Origin of the sequence: Pseudofrankia sp. DC12 (assembly GCF_000966285.1) — a bacterium.
Lineage (GTDB): Bacteria > Actinomycetota > Actinomycetes > Frankiales > Frankiaceae > Pseudofrankia.
In genome coordinates this window covers 5,111,402-5,132,406 of sequence record NZ_KQ031391.1, presented here as the reverse complement: position 1 = coordinate 5,132,406, position 21,005 = coordinate 5,111,402, and the positions used below count along the sequence as shown (strand labels likewise).

The 21,005-nt window shown below is 68.0% G+C and carries 20 protein-coding genes and 1 pseudogene; 3 read left to right on the top strand and 18 right to left on the bottom strand.

Translation table 11 applies throughout. From position 1 onward, the window contains the following. Positions 1-24: 24 nt before the first annotated feature. From FRADC12_RS20535 to FRADC12_RS28605, 14 genes are all read right to left on the bottom strand, one after another. The gene (locus tag FRADC12_RS20535) at positions 25-774 is read right to left on the bottom strand and encodes a response regulator transcription factor (protein ID WP_232303926.1); all 750 of its coding nucleotides are present in this window, start codon (positions 772-774) and stop codon (positions 25-27) included. Further along, positions 771-1,556, bottom strand: coding sequence for a hypothetical protein (locus FRADC12_RS20530; RefSeq protein ID WP_045877857.1), 786 nt, complete (start codon positions 1,554-1,556; stop codon positions 771-773). Before FRADC12_RS20530 ends, FRADC12_RS20535 begins: the two co-directional genes overlap by 4 nt. After that, the gene (locus FRADC12_RS20525) at positions 1,553-1,816 is read right to left on the bottom strand and encodes an SHOCT domain-containing protein (RefSeq protein WP_232303925.1); all 264 of its coding nucleotides are present in this window, start codon (positions 1,814-1,816) and stop codon (positions 1,553-1,555) included. Before FRADC12_RS20525 ends, FRADC12_RS20530 begins: the two co-directional genes overlap by 4 nt. A 593-nt stretch (positions 1,817-2,409) precedes the next feature. Next, positions 2,410-2,553 (bottom strand): hypothetical protein, encoded by a 144-nt coding sequence (locus tag FRADC12_RS30235; protein WP_232304218.1) that lies wholly within the window; start codon positions 2,551-2,553, stop codon positions 2,410-2,412. A gap of 423 nt (positions 2,554-2,976) precedes the next feature. Continuing rightward, entirely contained in the window at positions 2,977-4,056 is a 1,080-nt protein-coding gene (locus FRADC12_RS20520) for a zinc-binding dehydrogenase (protein ID WP_045877855.1), read from the bottom strand. Positions 4,057-4,276: 220 nt separating this feature from the next. Then, positions 4,277-6,181 (bottom strand): flavin-containing monooxygenase, encoded by a 1,905-nt coding sequence (locus FRADC12_RS20515; RefSeq protein WP_045877854.1) that lies wholly within the window; start codon positions 6,179-6,181, stop codon positions 4,277-4,279. A 47-nt stretch (positions 6,182-6,228) separates the two neighbouring features. Further along, positions 6,229-7,725 carry an MFS transporter gene (locus tag FRADC12_RS20510; protein ID WP_084011075.1) on the bottom strand — a complete coding sequence of 499 codons (1,497 nt, stop codon included), beginning with the start codon at positions 7,723-7,725 and terminating at the stop codon, positions 6,229-6,231. A gap of 286 nt (positions 7,726-8,011) precedes the next feature. Next, entirely contained in the window at positions 8,012-9,010 is a 999-nt protein-coding gene (locus FRADC12_RS20505) for an alpha/beta hydrolase (RefSeq protein WP_045877853.1), read from the bottom strand. Between the two features lie 126 nt (positions 9,011-9,136). After that, the gene (locus FRADC12_RS20500) at positions 9,137-10,105 is read right to left on the bottom strand and encodes an NADPH:quinone oxidoreductase family protein (protein ID WP_045877852.1); all 969 of its coding nucleotides are present in this window, start codon (positions 10,103-10,105) and stop codon (positions 9,137-9,139) included. Next, positions 10,102-11,790: an AMP-binding protein gene (locus FRADC12_RS20495; RefSeq protein ID WP_084011387.1), complete on the bottom strand. Its 1,689-nt coding sequence runs from the start codon at positions 11,788-11,790 to the stop codon at positions 10,102-10,104. The genes FRADC12_RS20500 and FRADC12_RS20495 overlap by 4 nt, the downstream gene beginning before the upstream one ends. 477 nt (positions 11,791-12,267) lie before the next feature. Then, positions 12,268-13,290, bottom strand: a complete 1,023-nt coding sequence (locus FRADC12_RS20485) for a phosphotransferase family protein (RefSeq protein WP_045877849.1) — start codon at positions 13,288-13,290, stop codon at positions 12,268-12,270. 292 nt (positions 13,291-13,582) lie between these two features. Next, a complete protein-coding gene (locus FRADC12_RS20480; protein ID WP_045877848.1) occupies positions 13,583-14,803 on the bottom strand; it encodes an acyl-CoA dehydrogenase family protein in 1,221 nt (406 codons plus the stop codon). A 304-nt stretch (positions 14,804-15,107) separates the two neighbouring features. Beyond that, positions 15,108-15,287 (bottom strand): hypothetical protein, encoded by a 180-nt coding sequence (locus FRADC12_RS20475; protein WP_045877847.1) that lies wholly within the window; start codon positions 15,285-15,287, stop codon positions 15,108-15,110. 322 nt (positions 15,288-15,609) lie between these two features. Next, positions 15,610-16,188 (bottom strand): TetR/AcrR family transcriptional regulator, encoded by a 579-nt coding sequence (locus tag FRADC12_RS28605; protein ID WP_232303923.1) that lies wholly within the window; start codon positions 16,186-16,188, stop codon positions 15,610-15,612. A gap of 241 nt (positions 16,189-16,429) precedes the next feature. Here FRADC12_RS28605 and FRADC12_RS20465 point away from each other — a divergent pair, with 241 nt between their 5' ends. Continuing rightward, entirely contained in the window at positions 16,430-17,044 is a 615-nt protein-coding gene (locus FRADC12_RS20465) for a hypothetical protein (RefSeq protein ID WP_157488967.1), read from the top strand. Here FRADC12_RS20465 and FRADC12_RS33290 read toward each other — a convergent pair. Next, positions 16,932-17,210, bottom strand: a complete 279-nt coding sequence (locus FRADC12_RS33290) for an RNA polymerase sigma factor (RefSeq protein WP_232304182.1) — start codon at positions 17,208-17,210, stop codon at positions 16,932-16,934. The genes FRADC12_RS20465 and FRADC12_RS33290 overlap by 113 nt on opposite strands. Between FRADC12_RS33290 and FRADC12_RS20460 the strand changes: the two genes are divergently transcribed. After that, the gene (locus tag FRADC12_RS20460; RefSeq protein WP_045877845.1) at positions 17,127-17,609 is read left to right on the top strand and encodes an FCD domain-containing protein; all 483 of its coding nucleotides are present in this window, start codon (positions 17,127-17,129) and stop codon (positions 17,607-17,609) included. The two genes, FRADC12_RS33290 and FRADC12_RS20460, sit on opposite strands and share 84 nt — an antisense overlap. Here FRADC12_RS20460 and FRADC12_RS20455 read toward each other — a convergent pair. Next, entirely contained in the window at positions 17,596-18,345 is a 750-nt protein-coding gene (locus tag FRADC12_RS20455) for a metallophosphoesterase family protein (protein ID WP_045877844.1), read from the bottom strand. The two genes, FRADC12_RS20460 and FRADC12_RS20455, sit on opposite strands and share 14 nt — an antisense overlap. Before the next feature lie 162 nt (positions 18,346-18,507). Further along, entirely contained in the window at positions 18,508-19,614 is a 1,107-nt protein-coding gene (locus FRADC12_RS20450) for an amidase family protein (RefSeq protein WP_045877843.1), read from the bottom strand. On the opposite strand from FRADC12_RS20450, the gene FRADC12_RS35060 reads away from it, so the two are divergent. Further along, the gene (locus tag FRADC12_RS35060; protein WP_502685317.1) at positions 19,567-19,926 is read left to right on the top strand and encodes an amidase family protein; all 360 of its coding nucleotides are present in this window, start codon (positions 19,567-19,569) and stop codon (positions 19,924-19,926) included. The two genes, FRADC12_RS20450 and FRADC12_RS35060, sit on opposite strands and share 48 nt — an antisense overlap. Before the next feature lie 458 nt (positions 19,927-20,384). Here FRADC12_RS35060 and FRADC12_RS35055 read toward each other — a convergent pair. Further along, positions 20,385-20,741 (bottom strand): annotated as a pseudogene (locus FRADC12_RS35055) (PucR family transcriptional regulator ligand-binding domain-containing protein); the annotation flags it as partial. Positions 20,742-21,005 lie beyond the last annotated feature (264 nt).

The following is a 21,005-nucleotide window of genomic DNA, read 5'->3' as shown; positions in this document are numbered from 1 at the left end:
TCCCGGCGGAAGCGGGCGGGCGGATCATCCGGGGCCCATCCGGTAGCCGATCCCGCGCACGGTCAGGATGTAGCGGGGGTCGGCCGGGTCGTCGCCGAGCTTGCGGCGGGCGTGCCCGACGTGGATGTCGACCAGGTGCTCATCGCCCACCCAGTCGCCGCCCCAGACCGCGTCGATCAGCTGCCGGCGGGTGAACGCCTGCCGGGGCCGGGCCGCCAGCGCCGCCAGCACATCGAACTCGGTCCGGGTCAGCTCCACGACCTCATCCCCGCGGCGGACCTCCCGGGCCGACGGGTCGATCGCCAGATCCCCGGACCGGCGGACCCCCTCCGGCTCCTCCTGCCCGGCAGTGGCCCGGGGGCGGCGCAGCATGGCCCGGATCCGGGCCACCAGCTCCCGCGGGCTGAACGGCTTGGTCAGGTAGTCATCCGCCCCCACTGACAGCCCGACCAGCTTGTCCACCTCGTCCGCCCGGGCGGTGAGCATGATCACGTAGGCGTCGGTGAAGGTGCGCAGCACCCGGCACACCTCGATCCCGTCGATGCCGGGCAGCATCAGGTCCAGCACCACCACGTCGGGCACGTCCGCCCGGGCCGCCCGCAGCGCGGACTCCCCGTCCGCCGCGGAGACCACGCTGAACCCTTCCCGCTCCAGGTAGCCGGCCACCGCCCGCACCAACGCCGGCTCGTCGTCCACCACCAGCGCCCGCACCCCCGGGCGAGCCGGCCCGGGGATGCCGGCGTCGAGGCTGCCCGACGTCCGCGCGTCGTTCACTTGCCGACCATGGCGATGAAGGTGCCGTGCCAGGTGTGGTACCAGGCCGCGCCGGTGACCGCGTTGACCGACATCATCCCGACGATCTTCCCGCCGGACAGGGTGTGCATCGTGTAGTAGCCGGGGAAGGCCATCGCCTCACCGGCGGTCAGCCCGGTGTGTTGGGCGTCCAGCCACGCCTGGGCGTCCTTGACCGCCTCGGCAGCGCTCACCCGGGCCGTCACGTCCCCGGCCGCCCGCATCCCGTAGCCGGTGTTCCACATCAGCGCCGGCCCGTGCTCGATGCTCACCGCCCCGGACGCCGGGTCGATCAGCACCTCGGTGGCGCCCTGCCCGCTGGAGGCCAGCAGCTCCGAGTAGTAGCCGTTGGAGAACTGCATCACCTCGCCTGCCCGCCGCCCGCCCCCCAGCCGGTCGGCGAACGCCTGCGCCCGGGCCTTGGCCGCGGCCATGCTGGTCACCGCCTGGCCGTCGCCGGCCAGCCCGGACCGGCCCCCGCCCTGCCAGGACCCGGCCGCGCCCAGCATCATGCCCGGCCCCAGCGACCCCGGGCCCGAACCGCCCATCATGCCGGGCCCGTACTCCCCGGCTCCCGCGCCGGGCCCGCCCATCATCCCCGGCCCGTAGCCGCCGGCCCCGGTGCCGGTGACGTACTGGCCCGGCCGGCCCGCGCCCGTCGTTGTCCTGCCCACCCCCGAGACGACCGCGGCCACGCTGGCGACCAGCGCCAGCACCACCAAGGCGAGGGCCACGATCAGCCAGCCCCGCCGCGCCCCGGTCACTTCCTCCCCCTCACCTCGGCCAGCGCCGCGCGCTGCGCCTGGTAGGTCTCGATGTCGATCTCGCCCCGCGCGAACCGCCGGTCCAGGATCTCCTCCGGCGACTCCGCCGCCGGACCACCAGAGACACCCTGGCGGGAGCCCCCCTGCCCTGCTCCGGGCAGCAGCCGCACCACCAGGAACAGGATCACCCCCAGCAGCAGCAGCCAGAGCAGGCCCATCCCGAGCCAGCCGCCCCAGCCCATCCCTCCGCCGTAACCCATCATCGTCCTGCTCCCTTCACCTCGGCTCGGGCCCAGCAACCGGTGCCGTCCAGCCGGGCCATCTGCCCTGCCTCCGTTCTCCAGGCTGCCCGGCCGGTGCGAACATCCCCCGCGACGAATGACGAAGATTCGACGAAGATCGCGTCGTGTTTCGCCCGGCCGAGCCCGGGGTGACGATTCAATGAAGCCGCGGGCCGAGCGCCCAGCGGTGGCCAAGCCGCCCGCCCCCGAGATCTCCACGGTGCTGACGGCTTCGACCCGGTGCGACGGCATTGAGCGAGCCGCAGCGGACACCCGGCGAGTGGGCCGGCATGGGCAAGTACACGCGCGGCCAGCCGCGTCGCCCGACCGGAGGCCATCCGCACTCGGCAGCGCCACGCGGGCCACCTCGGTCCCACCTCCGGGCCTGTCGGTCAGCGTGGTCGTCACCGTCATGAGGCGTCATGAGCCGTCATGAGCCCGCTCGGCTCTGGGTCCGCCGCCTCGAAGTTGACCCGCCCTCCCAGGTGGGCGCCGGGGGCTGTCAAGTTTGCGGTGTAACTGGGTTGGTCGTGCTACGTGCGGACCACTGGCGGCTGGTTACTGAGGGTGAGCTATTTGCGGCCGGCGGAGAGGCGTCCGTCGAAGGCGTTGCGGGGTGCCTTCCAGCGGATCATCCACTTCTGTCGGCCCCTGCCGGTGGGGTCGAGGCTGGTGATCGTGTCGAGGCTGGTGATCGTGAGGTAGAGGTGCTTCAATGCGCTTGTTCGTTGATGAAGTGGCCACGCACGGCGTGGCGGACCTGCCGGCCGACCTGCACCCCGATCACGTTCCGGCAACGTCAGCCCGGGATATCACCTACCCCGGTGAAAGACGGAGGCTGGCTGATCCCGACACCGGGTCGGTGCGGGAGGACCTCAGCCTGGCGTGTTCGAGCTCGCCGACGCCGTGCGGTGCACGGACGGCCCGATTCATGACCTTGTCGGCCGGTCTGGCCGCGAGCCTGCGACCAACGGCGGATCGAGGCCTTCCCGCTCGTGGAGTGCACCCTCCCCGCTGCTGATCTACCGCTCGGCTCACTGGGCCCCCCAGCCCTGTTGCCGATGTCGCGGTGGCTCGTACCGACGCGGCCGGGAGCGGATTCCCTCCCGGCCGCTGTGGAGCCGGCCCACCGCACGTCTTCAGTCGACAGGCATGTCGATGACGACGCGCAGCGCCTTGCCTGCGCGAAGCGTCGCGATTGCCTCGTCGATCTCGTCCAGTGGCAGGCGGTGAGTAACCTGATCGCTCAAGTTGAACCGGCCCTGCTCCGCCAGCCGGACGATGTTCGGGATGTCGACGAATGGGTTGCTCGCGCCGTTCAGCGCGCCCGTGACCGTGATGTGCCTGTACATCGTCATATTGATATCAAGAGTTGCGGTGCCCCCGGCGTGTGGGATACCGACCAGGCCCAGCCGGCCCCCTGGCGCAAGGACCCGCTGTGCCGCCGCGATGATCGACGCCTGTCCCGTACAGTCGATGATCGCGTCGACATCATGACCCACGACGGCACGGAAGGTCGCCACCACCGCGTCCGCGGAGTCATCCGGGTGGATCAGCACGAAGCTGTCGGCTCCGAACTGTCTCGCCAGTGACTCCTTTGATGCATTGATGTCGACAGCAACGATGCGGCTGGCGCCTACCATACGCGCGGTCTGAATACTGTTGATCCCGATTCCCCCGACTCCGAAGACCGCAAGAGACTCGCCGGTCCGCACAGCGGTGACGTTGTGGGTCATGCCGTAACCGGTGCTAACGGCGCAACCTATGAGCGCCGCGGCGGACGGGTCAAGATTCTCGATCGGGTGGACCTGAAACGCGTCGACCGTGATCTTCGACGCGAGTGATGAGACACGGGCCAGAGACTGGACCGGCTCGCCGCGCCAGGTGAACGGTGTCTCCCCGATCCCGAAACTGCGCGAACAGGCAGTGAACAGACCGCGCGCACACTCCTTGCATCGGTTGCAGGGAACCTGGCAGGAGACGGCGACCATCTGTCCAGTTTTGATCCCCGTCACGTCCGATCCGACAGCCTGTACAACGCCAGCGGCCTCATGGCCAAGGACCATGGCCTCCGGCATCGGCTCATCAATCGGAAGGAGGTCGCTTCGGCAGACTCCGGACGCCAGCACCTTGACGCTGACTTCATGCGCCCGCGGGGCGCGTACCTCGAGGTCGTCCGCCAGCGTAACGGTCCCATTCCTCACGACTACTCCGAACATACGTCCTCACTCCGAGCTCGGTCATACTGTATGACTTGCAGAACACATCACGCCTCCGAGGCGAGCGCAGTGCATCCACAGCACCTGCCCCGCCCCGCCGTCTCCCCAATCTCGGGCCGGCCAGCGACCGCAGTGGCTGTAGACGACCGGCCACCAGTGCGTCGGGCGGCAGGGCCACTCCCAACGCTCGTCGACGATCCGCCGGAGAAGGGACAAGCGACTAACCCAGCTCGAGGTCGTCGAGGTGAGGCGCACGCAGCCGAGTCCAGTAGTCCTCCATGCGAAGTGGGTTTGCGAGAACGACGTCACCCGCGTTGTTGCGGTAGTACGTCGTGGCGCGGGTCTCGCGAACCCAGATCGAGTCGGCGAGCTTCTCGTCCATTTCCTTCTGCCACCGTTCCTGGGCCTCAACAGTCGGCTCCATCGTGCGCGCGTCCCTTTCAACCAGGGTCTGGAGGCACTCGATGATGTAGTGGACGACGGCTTCGACGCAGAAGTTGTGGCCCCCTCCGTGCGAGGGGTTCGCGTTGGGGCCAGACGTCACGAACAGGTTGGGGAACCCTGCCACCTGGCAGCCGAGGTAGGCGAGCGGCCGGTCATGCCAGACGTCACTCAGCTTTCGGCCGTCCCGGCCAATGACCGTCCAGTGGGAGAGGAAGTCGAGGGCGAAGCCGGTGGCGTAGACCATGACATCTACCTCGTGGAGGTTGCCATCGCCGTCCACCGGGCCCCGCGGCGTCACCTCGGCGAGTCCCGAAGCGACTACTTCGCTCGTCTCCTTCTTGAGGGTCTCGTAGTAGGCACCGGGATCCCGGATCGGGCGCTTCCCCATGAAGGCGAAGTTCGGCTTCATCTTCTCGATCAGATCAGGCCGGTCCGCAAAGGTGCTCTCGAGGTGCCCGAGCGCGACCTGCATGCCGACGTCGTTGGCGGCGCTGATCGACAGATCATGCCCGGCCGCCCAGGCCGGATCGTATCGAACCATCTCGTAGTTGACGTCACCGATGACCAGAAACGTGTGCAGGCGTGCCCACTGGGCGTAGCTCGGCACGTTTGACAGCAGCCAGCGTTCTGATTCAGGGGTCTCCGACCCCTCGGCGCTCGGGGTGACCCAGTGCGGCTGACGTTGAAACAGCGTCAGGGACCTGGTCCGCGGCGCCAGGCGGTCGACGATCTGGACGCTGGTGCACCCGGTTCCGACGACCGCCACCCGCTTGTCCGTGAAGTCGTAGCCCGAGTCCCATTCGGCGGAGTGGAACCACGCGCCGTCGAATGTCTCGACTCCGGGCACCTGAGGCAGAAGCGGCCGGGAGAGGTAGCCGGCGGCCGTCACCACCGCGTTCGCCGAAGTCTCCCGGCGCTGCCCATCCTTGATGTAGACGATTCTCCAGAGGGCGCTCGCCTCGTCCCAGACGAGCTCGGTCACCTCGGCTCCGAAGGTGAAGTGGTCGATCACGCCGTATTCCTGGGCGACGCGCGCAAGGTATTCCCTGAACTCGTCACCCTCCGGGTAGGAGTTCGTCCACTCGGGGTTGATCGCAAACGAGAACGAGTAGTACTTGCTGTGGGTGTCGACGCCGACGCCGGGATAGCAGTTCTGCCACCACACACCACCGATGCCATCGTTCTTCTCCAGCACGGTGAAGCGGAAGCCCGCCTGCCGGGCGGCGATCGACGTCGCCACTCCCGCCATTCCCGCACCGATGATCATGACGCTGAAGTCCTCGGGCGCCTTCCTGCTCCGTGGAACCGTGGAGGTGAGGGAGCGGAAGCCGCCCTGCTCACGTAGGAATGCGATCGAATCAGGCCCCACCGGGATGCCGACCAGCCTGGACGCCAACTCCCGGAAAGACTCGTCATCGAGCTCGAGCGGGTCCCGGTCGCGAAAGGAGTCCAGATTCGAGATCACCCGCACTGCCCAGTCGTCGAGGGCCGACCGGGGGTTGTCGGGCATCTGACTCACGATGCGGAAGTTCATCACCGAGTTCGTGATATGCGGCGCGAACTCCGCGATGCGAGATGTCTCGCCGGTGACTGAGACGATCGCGGCCAGCAGGAGGGCCGGATCGGCCTCGGCGACAATTGAGCGAAGGCCGGTGGCCGCCGGCGACGCGGCTGTCGTCATCGATGGACTTCCTCTCCGCGTGACACGTCACGCCGATTGTCGAAATACTAGGTGGTTGCGGTGGCGGTGGCGGTGGCGTTAGCCATCGTGTCCGCGAGCCCGCTCTCGGTCTGCTGTGCCCGCTGTGGGATCAACAGGGTGATGACGATGCCTATGGCCGCGATGCCCGCCGCAACGCCGAAGATGAGAGTCCACCCCGTCGAGGTGTACACGGGGTAGCCGTTGGCGACCTGGCCGATGTTCTTGTTGAGGATGAGGCCGGCGGCCTGGGCGGTCACCGTGCCGATGGCACCGGCGATGGCGCTCAGCATGCCCGCTGTGATGCCCCGCGAGGCGACTGGGGCGAGTGTCATCAGCAGTCCGGCGCCGGCCGCGTAGACCATGGCGCCGAGGCCAATGAGGGCGTACCCCAGTATCGGCATCCACGACTCGGTCTGTAGGAAGCCCAGCACGAGCGAGCCTCCGAGGACGAAGACGGCGGCGAGGGTGAGGAACGGGCCGAACCCGTGGCGCTTTGCCAGGACGCCGACAACAAGTCCGCTGAGGACGGTGAGGATGCCCGCGGGGATCAGGTAGCGGGCCACGCCGGTCGCGCTCAGCCCGAAGCCGTAGTCGATCCCAAGCGCCCGTGGAGTCTGCAACATCGTGGGGAGGTAGCTGCTGCCGAGCGTCATGGCGGCGGTCGTGAAGCTGTATGCGAAGACCACCGTGGCGACGGCACGGTTCGTGAGCAGTTTGGTGTCGACGAACGGCTCGGTCGCGTGACGTTCCCAGACCCACCACACGGCGAGCAGGACCAGGCCGCCACCGACGTACAGGAAGGTGCGTCGGTCGACCAGATGCCAGGTCGCCAGATTCGAGATGCCGTACATCAACGCGAGGAGACCGCCCACCAGCCCGACGACTCCGGGCAGGTCCATCCTGGACGTGTTGCGGTTCGGGGTCTCCGGGACCGCGACCGCGACTCCGACCGCACCGACGATCGAGATCGCGGCGACGAACCAGAACACGGACTCGAGCGACACGTGGTCGATCAGGAAGCCGGCCAGGAACGGCCCGGCTATCGTGACCACACCGACGCCGTTCGTGACGATGCCGATGCCGAGGTTGCGGTACCTTTCGGGAAAGATATCCCGGATCAGGGCGAACGCCAGCGGCATGAAAGCTCCGCTGACGCCCATGAGGGCACGGCCCAAGAGCATGATGCTGTATGACGGCGCCAACGCGCAGACCACGGAGCCGGCGAATCCGAGGAGGCCGGCGGCCACCAGGGCGCGCTTCTTGCCGAACCGGTCACCCAGCTTTCCGAGGACTGGCGTGATGGCGGCTGCCACGAGGATGAAGATTGTGATCATCCAGGCGATCTGGGTGGTGTGGTACTTCGCCGCGAACGCACCGAGGGCCGGAGCGATCAGGGTGAAGCCAAGCGCGGTCTGCTCAGTCAGCAGCACCAGGCAGGCGAGGGCGGCGATCCAGCGGCCGATGCTGCGGGAATCGGGCGCCGGTAATGTTGGCGCCGGGCCGGCTAACCGTGGCTGAGACATTCTTTTCTCCTCTGGCGTCGGGACGCGCTGGTCTGGTTCTCAGATTCTTTGCGGCTTCTGGCGAGAGCCGGCCGCCGCGCTGGTGTCTGCAAGCCTGGTGATGGTTCGTAATAGTTCGCTTCTCGGGGCGCTGGGGACGCTGTCGTCGCGGTTGATGCCGCCCTGGAAACTTCTGTATCTGCCAGGACGTCAGCCGGACCCGCCGCCAGACTTGTTGGAGTACCCGCCGGAACTGTGGATGTTGTGCATGTCGCGCGGACAGCAATGCCTTATGTGGCTCTGCCTGTCAGCCGCTTCTGAGGAGTCGGCGCAGCCAGGAGAGCCGCGCGGCTTTGGCATCCTTGGAGAGAGCGGCGTAGGGAACCATCGTGTCGAAGAGGTGGAAGCCTCCCGGCCACACGTGTAGCTCCACGCTTCCACCCGCCTGCCATATCCGGCTTGCGTAGGAGACAGCCTCGTCGCGGAAGGTCTCTGCCTCGCCGGCGTCCACGAAGGCCGGTGGGAGACCGAAGACATCCGTCGCGCGGGCCGGCGCCGCGTACGGCGACACGTCGTCGGTGCCGCGTGCTGACCCGAGCAGCGCCTCCCAGCCGGTTTGATTGCAGACCCGGTCCCAGACTCCCACTCCCTGCATCTGGATTGCGGACGTGGTGTCGTTGCGGTCGTCAAGCATCGGCGACATCAGCATCTGACCCGCGATCGCCGCGCCACCGCGGTCACGCGACATCAGCGAGAGCGCGGCGGCAAGACCCGCTCCAGCGCTGCTGCCGGCGACGACGATCCGGGCGGGATCGATGCCAAGCGAGGCCGCATTCTCCCGCAGCCAGCACAGGCCCGAGTAGCAGTCCTCCACGGGCGCCGGATGCGGATGCTCCGGAGCCAGCCGGTACTCCACCGAGATGACGGCGGCTTGGATCTCGCGAGCGAGTCCGAGCATGTCCATGATGTTGCTACGGTTGTGACCGGCGATCATTCCCCCGCCGTGCATACAATAAAGCGCCGGTGACGGCTGCGCGAATTTACCCGGCAGGCAGATCAGCAGACTGACCGGTGCCCGTCCAGGTAACGATCCAACGACATGCTCCTGAACCGCGTACTGACCATCGAGCTCGAGTTCGGTGTCAGTAGGCTTCTGGGCGAAGGCCGCGCGCAATACACCGATCATGTCAGGAAGCAGGCCGACGAGCGGCACCGCCTCGTTGATCATGGGTAGCACCTGGTCGAGTTCAGGGTCGATGCGCGGTGGAGGGCCGAGTGGCGCGATGTGAGTGCTGTTGACCTGCATGAGTTTCGTTCCTATCCGCCGAAGCCAGTCGTGGCGGCGCCTGGGACGTGATTGCCGGCGGCCGTGGTTGCGCCGTCAGAAGGTGCGAAGGAGGTCAGCTGACCAACCCGGCTGACGACGGACGCGTCAGCTGAGGCTGATGACGGCCTTGCCTCGGACCTCTCCGCGGCCGAGCCGTTCGAGGACATCAGGAAGATCGGCGAACGGATAAACCCCGTCGATCTGCGGTCTGATGGTCCCCGAGCGAACGAGGCCGTGGATTCTTTCAGCCTGCTTCGCGACCAAGCTGGGCTCCTGGTCGATGAATGCCCCGAAGGCGGCGCCCACGACCGAGATGTTGCGGAGCAGGAGCCTATTCACCGCCACGCTTGGAATCTGGCCGGCGGCGAACCCGAGGACGACCATGCGCCCTTCCGGCCGAAGACATCGTATGGCCTCGTCGAACAGCCAGTCACCGAGTGGGTCCACCACGATGTCGGCGCCGCCTCCCGCCAGCCTCTTGACCTCAGTGGCGTAACCCGGCTGGAGAACAAGAACGTCGTCAGCACCTGCCGCGGCGGCGACAGCGGCCTGGCTTTCGCTGGCTACGCCCGCGATCACCCGGGCGCCGAGTCCTCGGCCGACCTGCACCGCCGCGGTGCCGATCCCGCCCGCGGCGCCCAGCACCAGAACCGCCTCTCCCGGCTTGAGCGCTGCTCGGCGGTCCAACGCGAACATCACGGTCTGATAGTTGACGATCATGGCCGCGGCGGAGACCAGGTCGACGTCGTCTGGAATCCGGGCCGCGGTGGCGACAGGCACGATCGTCTGCTCCGCATAGGCTCCTTGCCAGATGAACGCACTGACCCGGTCGCCGGTCGCCCAACCGGAGCCCGGCGGCGCCTCGAGCACGGTGCCGGCCACCTCGCAGCCTGGCACGCAGGGGAGTTCGGGTTTGAGCTGGTACTCGCCGCGCGTCATCAGCAGGTCTGGGAAGTTGACGCCGACAGCGTGCGCCCTGACGAGGAGCTCGTCGTCCGCGGGCGTCGGGGCTTCGACCTCGCCGAGGTTGAGGCCGGCCGGCCCGTCATAGGACACCAGCTGGTAGGCCTTCATGCGGCGCCGCCCGTGGTCGACCGGTCACGAAGCTCCCGTCGAAGGATCTTGCCGCTTGCGTTCTTGGGCAGCTCGCGGACGATCTCGACGATGCGGGGATACTTGTAGGCAGCGATGTTGTCCTTGCAGAATGCGATGATCTGCTCTGGCCGGGCCGACATGCCTTCTTTGAGGCTGACGAACGCCTTGACGGTCTCACCTCGGTACTCATGCGGCACACCGACAACGGCGGCCTCTCGGACGGCGGGATGCATGTAGAGCACGTCCTCAACCTCGCGCGGCCAGATCTTGTAGCCACCCGCGTTGATCAGATCTTTCTTGCGGTCGATCACGAACAGCCATCCGGTCTCGTCCATGACGCCGATATCCCCGGTGTAGAGACGCCCATCCTTGATCGCGTGTGCCGACTCCTCGGGGGCGTTCCAGTAGCCGGGGACGACCATGGGGCCGGCGACGGAGATCTCGCCCACGGAGCCGGTCGGGAGCTCCGCACCGGTCTCGACGTCGACGATCCGGACGTCAGCCGCCGGGACCGGGATCCCGACGGACAGCGCCCCGTTCTCGGGGTGGACCGGCGGCTCGCGATCGGGCGGGCATATGGTCGTCGGCGACGTGGTCTCGGTCAGCCCGTAGACACCTCGCAACCGCCAACCGGTCCGCTCCTGGACTCGATCCACCAGCGCCGGGCTCAGCGGGGCTCCGCCACAGGCTGTCTTCGTCAGCGACGACAGGTCGCGAGTCACGGCATCGGCGTGGCTCGACAGGGCGTTGTAGGCGGTACTCGCCGCAACGGTGAAGGTCGCACGATGACGTTCGATCGCCCTGAGCGTCGTCGCCGCGTCGAAGCGGTGCAGCAGCACGATCGGTGCTCCCGACAGAATGCTCAGCCCCAGGCCCGCGACGCTGCCGGTGATGTGGAACAGCGGCGCCACGCCGAGCACCACGTCGATACTCGGGTCGATGGCGAACCAGGATGCGAAGATCTGTGAGCTGTGAACCATGCCGCGGTGGAGGTTCATCGCCCCCTTCGCGCGCCCCGTGGTTCCCGACGTGTAGGTGAGGAGAGCGACATCGGATGGAGCCACGTCCACCGGCGCGGGCGTCGAACCGGTGAACGCGTTCTGCGTTTGTAGCCAGTCCACCGTCTCGGCGAACTCCTGTCGCGGGCCCCAGGAGTCCCTGAACACCTTCGGCGGAGCAGCTTCCCTCATCATGTCCCACGGAGCGGTGGTGATGACGGTCTCCATCGGGAGCTCGTGCCGGACCTCCGCGACCACGTCGGCGTAGAGCTGGTCGAGACAGACCAGAATCGTCGGCTCGGCGTCACCCAGGTGATGGCGCAGCTCGTGCTGGCGCAGCATCGGGCTGATGCAGGCGGCCGCGGCCCCGCACTTCCACGCGGCCAGCAGCGTGACCAACCATTGAGGGTCGTTCTGCAGGTAGACCGCGATCCTGTCGCCGGGTTGGACACCGTAGCTCTGGAACGCGGCCGCCAGCGCGTCGCTCGCCCCGTCGAGCTGGGCGAAGGTGAGCGCCCGGTCGAAGTAGTGGACAGCGACCCCTGCCGCGCGGGCCGCAACCGTGCGCTTCCAGGCATCGAGCATCGTCGGGGGCGCCGCGCTAGGACCCGACGTCACACTGTTCGGGTAGAGCCTCGACCACGGGCTCGTGGTTGTCGCGGTCATCCGCATCCTCATGCCGCCGCGCCACTGACACGGATGGCATCTCCGACGGCTGCCGGGCGGCCGATGTGACGAGCTTTGTTCTTGGTGTCGATGACGCAGGCGACACCGCTCGCCGAGGGCCGCATCGCGTGTCGGAGCCCCGCGGCCGGCCGGATGGTCGAGTACACCGAGACCGGATCGGGCAGCCCGACCTTCTCTAAGTCGTTCACGCACCTCATCGGAAGCCTCCGTCAGCCCAGGCGGATCTATGTGCAGGGCCTGCCTCGTCGCGGGCCTCTCCGAGACCCACGTCACATGCCGATGACAGTGGCACGTCGACGTACTAGCAGTCAAGACACCAGACTGTCGGTCTGGTGAAATTCATGGAGTCTGTTCGGTCGACTGGATGCCTGGCGCCCAGCATCGGCGTCCTCGGCCGAGGATCGGCGGCGGGCCGTCGGCAACGCGGCCTGCCAGCCTGTGCACCGAGGAGTGGGCTCACGATCGGTCAGGCAATGCCGCGAGCCCGGCCGCGGCGAGCGGAGCGACGGCTTCGCCCACCACGTCAAAGCCTTCTCCCACCGTCTTGCCGGCGATGCGCCGGGCGTTGATACCTTCGGCGATCACCGCGGCCTTGAAGTAGCCCAACCCAACGTGGAACGAGAGTCCGGAGACATCCCGCCCAGACAGCGCGGCGTACCGGGACACCAGCTCGTCCGCCGTCGGCAGCCGCGGGCTGGTGGAGGCAGCCGCGCCACCCAGGACCGGGTCGAACACGGGATCGGCGTAGACCAGGTGTAGGCCGAGATCGGCCAGTGGATCGCCGAGGGTGGCCATCTCCCAGTCGACCAGGGCGCGTACAACCCCGGCGTCATCGGTGTCGAGGATGGCGTTGTCGATGCGGAAGTCCCCGTGCACGATCGATGCCCCGCTCTCAGGCGGGCAGGACTCGGCCAGCCGCGCGTACAGTGCATCGACGTCCGCCAGCGACCGGGTAGCGACCCGGTTCCACTGGTCGCGCCAACGGCGCACCTGCCGTGACAGGTAGCCCTCTGGACGTCCGAATCCGGCGAGCCCGACCGCGGCGGGGTCCACCGCATGCAGCCGCGCGAGCACGTCCACCAGAGCAAAAGCGCACCGGCGGACATCGGCCTGGGACAGCGTGTCCAGCTCCGTCTGGCTGCGCAGCACCCGGCCATCAACGTGCTCGACGACCGCGAAGGGCGCACCGATCACAGCCGGGTCCTCGCACAGCACCACCGCGCCCGCTACCGGGACACCGCTGCCCCGCAGCGCCGCGACCACCGTGTACTCCCGCGCCATGTCGTGCGCCGACGGGGTCAGTCCGCCCAGTGGCGGCCGTCGCAATACCAACCTCGAACGCCCATCGGTCAGCCGGTAGGTGAGGTTCGACCGCCCCCCCGAGATGAGCTCGGCGTGCAGCCTGCCCACGCCCGGCACGTGTGTCGTCAGGTAGTCCTGCAGGGCAGGTAGGTCCAGGCCCACAACCGAGGTCGTCACGCGCCGGTTCGCCGCGTTACGCGCTTCGTGATCGCCCGCCGGTGCTCCTCCGACGGGCCGTCATAGATCCGCGACGGCCACGTCTCCTGAGGGAGCTGCCCCGGCGGCACATCTCGAGAGATCCCGAGCAGCCCGCGTATCCGCGCGCCCCACTCCACCATTGGTTACCGCCTTTCAGACGAATATCCCGCGCCGCCCGCGCTGGCCGAGCCGGCACCCCCCAGCCGCAAAGGGTTCCCTACAAACCGGATCCCGGTGGCGGGCCTTCCCTAGCGAGGGGGGTACTTTGCTGTCAGTGAACCTGGAAACGGCGGAGTTCGCGGCGTGCGAGCGACATGCGGTGTACCTCTTCCGGGCCATCCGCGAAGCGGAGGCCCCGCGCCTGTGCCCACAGCATCGCGAGCGGGCTGTCGGCGGTCATTCCGCCCGCCCCGTGCATGTGAATGGCCTTGTCGATTACCCATTGAGCCGTCTCGGGTGCCGAGATCTTGATAGCCGAGATCTCGGACGCGGCCGCCTTCGCGCCCAGGGTGTCGATCAACCAGGCACAGCGCAGGACCTGCAGGCGCAGCTGCTCGATCTTCACACGCGAGTCTGCGATGACCTCATGGACCACCCCCTGCTCGGCCAGGGGGCGGCCGAACGCGACGCGGCGTGTGACTCTCTCACACATCAGGTCAAAGGCGCGCTCGGCCATGCCGATCAGGCGCATACAGTGGTGGATGCGACCTGGTCCCAGCCGGGCCTGGGCCAGCGCAAAGCCATGACCGGGAACGCCGAGCACGGCCTCCGGTCCTACCTCGACATCGTGGAACTCGATCTCCGCGTGTCCGCCGTGGGTTTCGTCCCAGTAGCCGAAGGCGGACAGACCGCGGCGGATGACAACCCCCGGCGCGTTACGGGGCACAAGCGTGATCGTGTGTCGTTTGTGCGGGGGCGCGTCGGGGTGGCTGCGCCCCATCACCACGAGCAGCGCACAGTCGATGCTCAACGCGCCGGTGGACCACCATTTTCGGCCGGAGAGCCGGAAGCCACCACCTGGCGACGGGGCCATCGCCAATGCGATATTCGAGGCGTCCGAGGAGGCCACGTCCGGCTCGGTCATGCAGAACGCGGACCGGATCCGGGCGTCGAGCAGGGGCTCGAGCCAGTGCTCGCGCTGCTCCGGCGTGGCAAACAGGTGCAGCAACTCCATGTTCCCCGTGTCCGGGGCCGCGCAGTTGAGCGCCTCGGGCGCGACGTGAGGGCTGCGACCGGTGATTTCCGCGAGTGGGGCGTATTGCAGGTTGGTGAGCCCGGCCCCCCGCTCGTGGTCCGGCAGGAAGAGATTCCAGAGCCCGCGCCGGCGTGCCTCCATCTGGAGCTCGGCCATGATCTTGGGCCGCTCCCAGGAGAATGGCTGGGCCGGGTCTCGCCGCTCGAACTGTGCTTCAGCGGGGTAGACGTGCTCGTCCATGAAGGCGAGCAGCTCCACGCGGAGTTCCTCCGTGCGGGGATCAGGTGCGAAATCCATGTGGGCTCCTGGTCACGGACGGTGGTCGGATCGTCGGGTCGAGCCTGCTACTGGCGCAGCGCACGGAGGAGTTCTTTCCTGTCACCACCTTCGGGAGCTCGTTCTCGGTATGGCGGGTGCACCTGTCGGCGGCGAAGTCCCCCCTGATGGGAGCCTCGAGGTCCGCGGCGGTGGTGCCAGAGAAGTCGGTCAGGACGGTGACAGCCTCGGGGACCAGTCGCGGCGTCGGAGGCTTCCGCCTCTCGCGGCGGCCCTCGAGCAGGTCGAACAGATCCGTGGTGCCCCAAGAGGGCCGGCCGGCGACTCAGGCGAGAATGCGCTCGTCAAAACGGGTCCGGTCAAGGGCCTCGACGCAGGTGACGAAGCCGGCTTGCTCCCGCGGAAGCGCCACCGCTCCTGGCGGCCCGCCGACCAAGGAGGCGGCCTGCGAGTCCGGCGAACACGTCGTCGCGAAGCTCGGCAGCTGGAGCGGCGCTGTACGCATACGCGCTTCCGGTCATGCCGGCAGCCCAGCCGGTCAGGGCATCGTGCGCGGATGCGGGTAGGGACGTAGCGATCCCCCGAGCGTTGAAGCGCGGGTCGGATGCGGGGTGGACGTTGTGGCTCGACCGAGCTGGCTGTTGGTTGAGCCGGGACTAAACAGCGGTGTGGTCAGGTCCGCCTCGGGCGGTGTACTGGCTGCGTTGCCTGCCCGCGGCGGCATGGGGTTCTTGGTTGGGTTCTTGGGCACCGTCGAACCTCCTCGTCCGGGCGGCGGGCGCCACGGTCGAAGACTCCAGCACACCATCAGTCTTGTCAATAGACTGTTAGTCTGGCGTTGGCCCTCGATCGGGGCGTGCTGGCTGGTCGTCGGGCACAGCCAGCAGGTCGCGGACCCCGTCGGTCAGCCGGTCGATGAAGGCTTCGAGATCCCGATCGTTGATCGTGTCGAGTCGGTTGAGGGAGTAGCGCGCGAACTCGCCCTGGAGCATGCTGACCAGCATCGACGCCCGGGCGTCCGCCGTCTGGGTGTCAAGGTGCGACCAGAGTTCCCTATTGCTGCGAACGTGCGCGATCTGGCGCGTGTACTGTTCCTGGGCCTCGCCCACGAGTGCATGCACCCAGGCCTCGACCGCGGCCAGATTCCGCCGGATGTCCCTGCGGTGAGCGAGCGCGAAGCCCTGTAGCCATTGCCGGATCTGTTCGCGTGACCAGTCCGGGAGCTGGCCGAAGGCGACATACTGCTCCTCGACGTCGCCCCACATCCGCTGGACGATCTCGCGCAGGATCGCGTCCTTGCTGTCGAAGTGGGCGTACAGGGTCGCTCGGCTGGCGCCGGCCGCCTTCACGATGTCGTCGATGGACGTCGCCGCGAACCCACGTTCGCCGACGATCTCGGTCGCCACCGCCAACAGATGCTCGCGAGTCTGCATCTTGTGCCGTTCGCGGAGGGACATCGCGGGCTGAGGTGAACGCATGGGGTGAGTGTACGGACGCGCCAGGCGTCAGACGTACAGTGCGACCGCTTCCTGAACCGTTAGTCTGGTTGCTTGACTCATGGTTCGACTTCTGTCAGGGTGTCCACGCCCACGTCACATGACGTACCGCGACCGCTGGAGCGGCCTGCATGAGAGGCGGGTTCTGACCGTGGCGACACGCACCCTTGGGCACCTCGCCCTGTACTACGTCCCAGGACTGGAGGAGCCGGCACGGACCCTGTTACGGGACCTCGGGCTCAGCCTCGTCGACAACGGCCCACCCGGGTTCTGCAGCGCATTGCTCGACGAGGACTCGGCCAACCACCACGACAACCTCCTTTACCTCGCGCAGATGACGGACGCGCACTGGGCTCTGGAGCAGAAGCTGCGGGAACAGCTGAGGGGGGGTGAGGCTGCCGACGCCTACCTGGAGCAGATCGGGATGTGGCCCGAGGTGGCACCGCACTTCGGCGTGAAGTTCCAGAGCCTCGAGACGCTGGAGGAGACGCTCAGAACGCTGGAGCGCGACATTGCGCCTGGAGGCCCACTGCACGGGCATGCACAGCTCAGAAAGTTTCGTGCCCGGCCCGGACTCGACACGGAGGTCGACGCGCGCATGGCGGCCTCTCCCGCCTTCACCGGGGACGAACACACCGCCTTCGCGGATCACATCATCCAGTGCTTCGTGCGCACCGACCTGTTCGGTCTCCTCTCCTCGGCCGCGACGATCGAGCTCGACTACGCGTTCGGCCCCTTCTTCCAGCGCGTACCGACCTTCGCCTGAGCCCGGGCGCCGCATCGTCCCGTCTGGCGATTCCGTACAGCCACGCCCGGGCCTCCTCCGAGGCGGCGGGTCGGCGCTGCCAATGCCGCCAGGCCGCGAGGAAGGTCTCCGAGACGACGTCCCAGGCGGCCTCGTCACTACCAAGGCGTCGCTGCGCGAACCGCAGGACCGCCCCGCGGTGCTCCCGGAACAGCGCCTCGAACGAGGGCACGGCCGAACTGGCAGGCAAGGGACAGTCCTTCGGGCCGCGGGGCGCTCCGGGTCGCCTTGCCGGAACGGGCCCACCATTCGTCGGACCGTCGAGGGCCTGGCCGCACTCGTCGGCATCCCGCTGCTCGACGACGCTGACCTGACGGCGCTCCGCCGGCCGGTCGCGCAGATGGACGAGGCGGTCAAGGCCCGCGACTACGAGACCTGGAACAAGCCACACCTGGAGTTCCACCAGCTGATCATCTCCCGATCCGGAGCGCGCACCGTCGCCGTCGCGCACCAACTCATCAGCCAGATGGCGGCACGGGTAGGCGGCCCGCCAGGGACGCTCGTCAGAATGATCAGACTGGGGTGACGCGTCCGGTACGGAGCTGGTGGGCGATATCGGACCGGCCGTGGGCCTCGGCGAGCCGCGCCGCCCATTCGGCGTCATAAGTCGTTGTGCGCAGGTCGACGTGCCAGGTCCCGTCGCTGTCGTCGAGGACCGCATAGCGTGCGTGCGGTGATCCGGTCTCGACGATGTGTGGGAGCGGCTCGTCGTCGTCATAGGCCGGCCAGCCGACGCTGCCCGGGTTGACGACCAGCGAACCGTCGGGGAGCTCGACCACCCGGGGCAGATGTGAATGGCCGCAGAGGAACAGCCGAAACGCGCCATAGGCGTCACCGAGCCGGTCCATGATCTCCGCTTTGGTCGCTGGGCGAAGCCCGTCGGGGGTGACCGTCTCGTTGAGGTAGCGCAGGTCGTCGGCAGGGCTCGCGTGGAACGCGAGCATCCCGGGCGCCGGTTCGAGGGTCTCCGGCAGGTTCGCCAGCCACGCGCGGTCCCCGTCCGTGAGCAGGTCCGCCGCATGGCGGTCGGACGCACCCATCCGCTCGCGGGGGAAGGTCAGGATCTGCCTTTCGTGGTTGCCGCGGATCGTCAGGATGTCTGGCCGGGCCGCAAGCAGGTCGAGCGTTCCGCGGGGGTCGACTGCTCCCGAGAGGATGTCGCCGAGGTTGAGAACAGCGTCGACATCGGTGACCTGCGCGAGCACGGTCTCGAGTGCGCGGGTGTTGCCGTGGATGTCGGACAGCACGGCTAGTCGTGTCATGACCCGACTATGGATGGTGACGACGCGGCGCGCATCGGACCGGGTGGTTGTAGCGGACGGCGCGTAGCGGGTGCGATGGCCGGGCGGGTGGGGGGTGGTCAGCTCGCTGCGGGATGGCAGTAAAGGTGCTCAGCTCGGCGTCGATCTCGTTGCTACCGCTTGTCACCGGGGCGGACTGATCGACGAGACGACACCGGCCCATTCGAGTTGGCGCGCGAACCAGAGGGTCGTGAGGTCGCCCATGTACGGGCCCAGGAGCTGCGCGCCTATCGGCAGTCCGGACTCGTGGCCGAGGCCGAGCGGTATGACTGTGGCGGGCCCCTTGGCGATGTTGGTCAGCTTGCTCCAAGCGCTGTAGAAGTCCATGGCCCGCACCGCTTGGCCGCCATGGTCGACCCACCGCTGGTCGGCAGGCAGCTCGGGCAGCAACGGCGCCGCGCTGAACGTCGCCGGGGCAACGATGATGTCGACGTAGCGGAAGCGACCTGTCCACAGCTCGCTGCGCCGGTGTTGCTCCTCCCAGTCGGCCCAGGCCGCGGCCAGATCTCTTCGCGGGCCAGCGATGTTGTGGGCGAGTTCGATCGCCTTGAGCCGATCGAGCAACTCGACAGCGTCGGGACCCGCGATGCCTGCTGGCAACTGGGAGACTTCACAGCCCGCATCGCGCAGGCGCTCGCCGAACGCGAGTAAAGCGACGCGCGTCTCGGAGTCGATCGGCGCCGCGGGCTCGTCCAGCCACAGCGCGACGCGTGTTCCCGGCAGCACGGAACGGGACGGCGGCGGTAGGGCGATCTCCCAGCCGCGTGCGGTGTGCCCTTCCCGTCCGGTCATGGCGGCGAGCATCGAGGCAAGGTCGCCAGCACATCGGGTGAGCGGGCCGACTGTCGACAGCGGCGGTTCGATGCGAGCGTCAGGGAATTCAGGCATGTGTCCGAGCTTGGAGACGAGCCCATTGGTGGGTCGATGGGCGAAGATGCCGCACCAGCTCGCCGGCATTCGGGTCGACCCGTACAGGTCGCTGCCGAGATCGGCTACCGAAAAGCCGGCGCTGACCGCCGCGGCGGCGCCGCCGGACGAGCCGCCCGGGGTGCGTGCGAGATCCCAAGGGTTGCGGGTGATGCCGAAGTCCGCGTTGCTAGAGGTGTAGTCGTCCAGCAGGGGCGGGACGTTCGTCTTGCCGAGGATCAGTGCCCCCGCCTCGCGGAGAACCAGATTCGGCAGATGATCGTAGCCAGGGAGGTCTCGGCCCGCGAGGTCCTCGACGCTCACCTTGCGACCATCGCCAAACGCGATGCCGCCATCGGCGCGATCACCGAGCTCGACGTGGCGGCGGCGGAGGCAGCCGCGGCGAGGGTGGACAAGCAGGTCACACGGGGCGAGCAGCCGGGGATGCTGGCCGGCTGGCCAGTCACGATCAAGGACTGCTTCGACGTCGCGGGCCGGCGCACCACCGTAGGACGACTCAGCGACGCGCGAACCCCCCGGCGGGATGCGCCCGTCGTACGTCGACCCTCAAGGCGGAATCGCGCCGAAAGCTCGACCGGGGTGATCGCAGGACTCGACAGTAGCTCCACCAGCTGACCGACGCTCGCCCGTCTGCTGGATCGCACGATGTCCCGCTCGAGTAGCTCCGCACCCAGAACGGCCCGCACCGACATAATCATGATCGAGTCGGGCTTGGGCAGCTCCGCCTTGGTGTTCGCGCGCACGGCCAGGTGCGCCGGGTTGCCGCCAGTGCCACCGTCGAGCGACCAAGCACGAATCAGCCGGTCGGCGCGGTCGGCGCGGTCGTGAGTGCGGTCCGGGAATCGCGCGGCCAGGCTCCACATGGCCACCATGTCCTCATCCGCGGGAGGAGCGCCCGTCCAGGTCAACAGCGATCCGTCGCGGCTGACCAGCCACGCGTCCAATCCGAAGGCGCTGAGCTCGCGAAGCACCGCGGCAGCTCGCTCGTCGCCGACTGGCAGCGCCGCGAGTCGCTCAACAACCGACACTTCGCGGAAGACGCGGTCCTGGACCGGCGACTCCAGCGCGGCCAGGATCTGGGCGCGCACGTCGCTGTAGACGACGTCGTCCGCAGTCACAATCACCGGGATGTCCAGGGCGGCACAGCGATCTAGGACCTCGCTCGGAACCGTGCCGATCTCGAGCAGCCCAAAGACGAGGGCCGTCGCGTTCGTCACGGCCAGCGCGTCCAGGAACGAGCTCACCCCCGCGGGCGTCTGGGTCCACAAACCGCTCGTGAACACCACCGAGGAAGGCGGCAAGAACGCCCGCGGGTCGGACAGATCCGTCACAAAGGCTCCCTGCGGCTGACGCGCGAGGGCCGTCTCCGAAGCCGCGATTACGGTCAGCCGAAAGTCAGCGCGTTCGACAATGTCCCGTACCGTCAGCACGCTCGAACCCTACGGTGGCTGACCGCGTCGACAGCAAATTGATCATGCGGACGCGATCGGTCGACGCCACCGACGTCGGCACGGTTGTGATCATCCAAGGCGGGCCCCTCATGGAGAACTGACGTTCGATGCGGTCGCGCACGTGTCAGTCGTGGCGCTCACCGGGCGAACGTCAGGTCCCGCCCGGCGAGGCGCGCGCCGACGAGCGGGGCCCCGGGGTAGTGGGCGATGGTCCAGTCAATGATCGGCCGTTGGATGCGGAAC

What these genes read in the sequence shown, in the direction of transcription:
- FRADC12_RS20505 (WP_045877853.1), bottom strand. Translation starts at nt 9,010, where the DNA reads ATGCAGGTCAACAGCACTCACATCGCGCCACTCGGCCCTCCACCGCGC.
- FRADC12_RS20460 (WP_045877845.1), top strand. Translation starts at nt 17,127, where the DNA reads ATGCCGCCAGGCCGCGAGGAAGGTCTCCGAGACGACGTCCCAGGCGGC.
- FRADC12_RS20510 (WP_084011075.1), bottom strand. Translation starts at nt 7,725, where the DNA reads ATGTCTCAGCCACGGTTAGCCGGCCCGGCGCCAACATTACCGGCGCCC.
- FRADC12_RS35060 (WP_502685317.1), top strand. Translation starts at nt 19,567, where the DNA reads ATGATCGTAGCCAGGGAGGTCTCGGCCCGCGAGGTCCTCGACGCTCAC.
- FRADC12_RS20520 (WP_045877855.1), bottom strand. Translation starts at nt 4,056, where the DNA reads ATGTTCGGAGTAGTCGTGAGGAATGGGACCGTTACGCTGGCGGACGAC.
- FRADC12_RS20525 (WP_232303925.1), bottom strand. Translation starts at nt 1,816, where the DNA reads ATGGGTTACGGCGGAGGGATGGGCTGGGGCGGCTGGCTCGGGATGGGC.
- FRADC12_RS20475 (WP_045877847.1), bottom strand. Translation starts at nt 15,287, where the DNA reads ATGCGTACAGCGCCGCTCCAGCTGCCGAGCTTCGCGACGACGTGTTCG.
- FRADC12_RS20495 (WP_084011387.1), bottom strand. Translation starts at nt 11,790, where the DNA reads ATGACCGCGACAACCACGAGCCCGTGGTCGAGGCTCTACCCGAACAGT.
- FRADC12_RS20515 (WP_045877854.1), bottom strand. Translation starts at nt 6,181, where the DNA reads ATGACGACAGCCGCGTCGCCGGCGGCCACCGGCCTTCGCTCAATTGTC.
- FRADC12_RS20500 (WP_045877852.1), bottom strand. Translation starts at nt 10,105, where the DNA reads ATGAAGGCCTACCAGCTGGTGTCCTATGACGGGCCGGCCGGCCTCAAC.
- FRADC12_RS20455 (WP_045877844.1), bottom strand. Translation starts at nt 18,345, where the DNA reads ATGACACGACTAGCCGTGCTGTCCGACATCCACGGCAACACCCGCGCA.
- FRADC12_RS20480 (WP_045877848.1), bottom strand. Translation starts at nt 14,803, where the DNA reads ATGGATTTCGCACCTGATCCCCGCACGGAGGAACTCCGCGTGGAGCTG.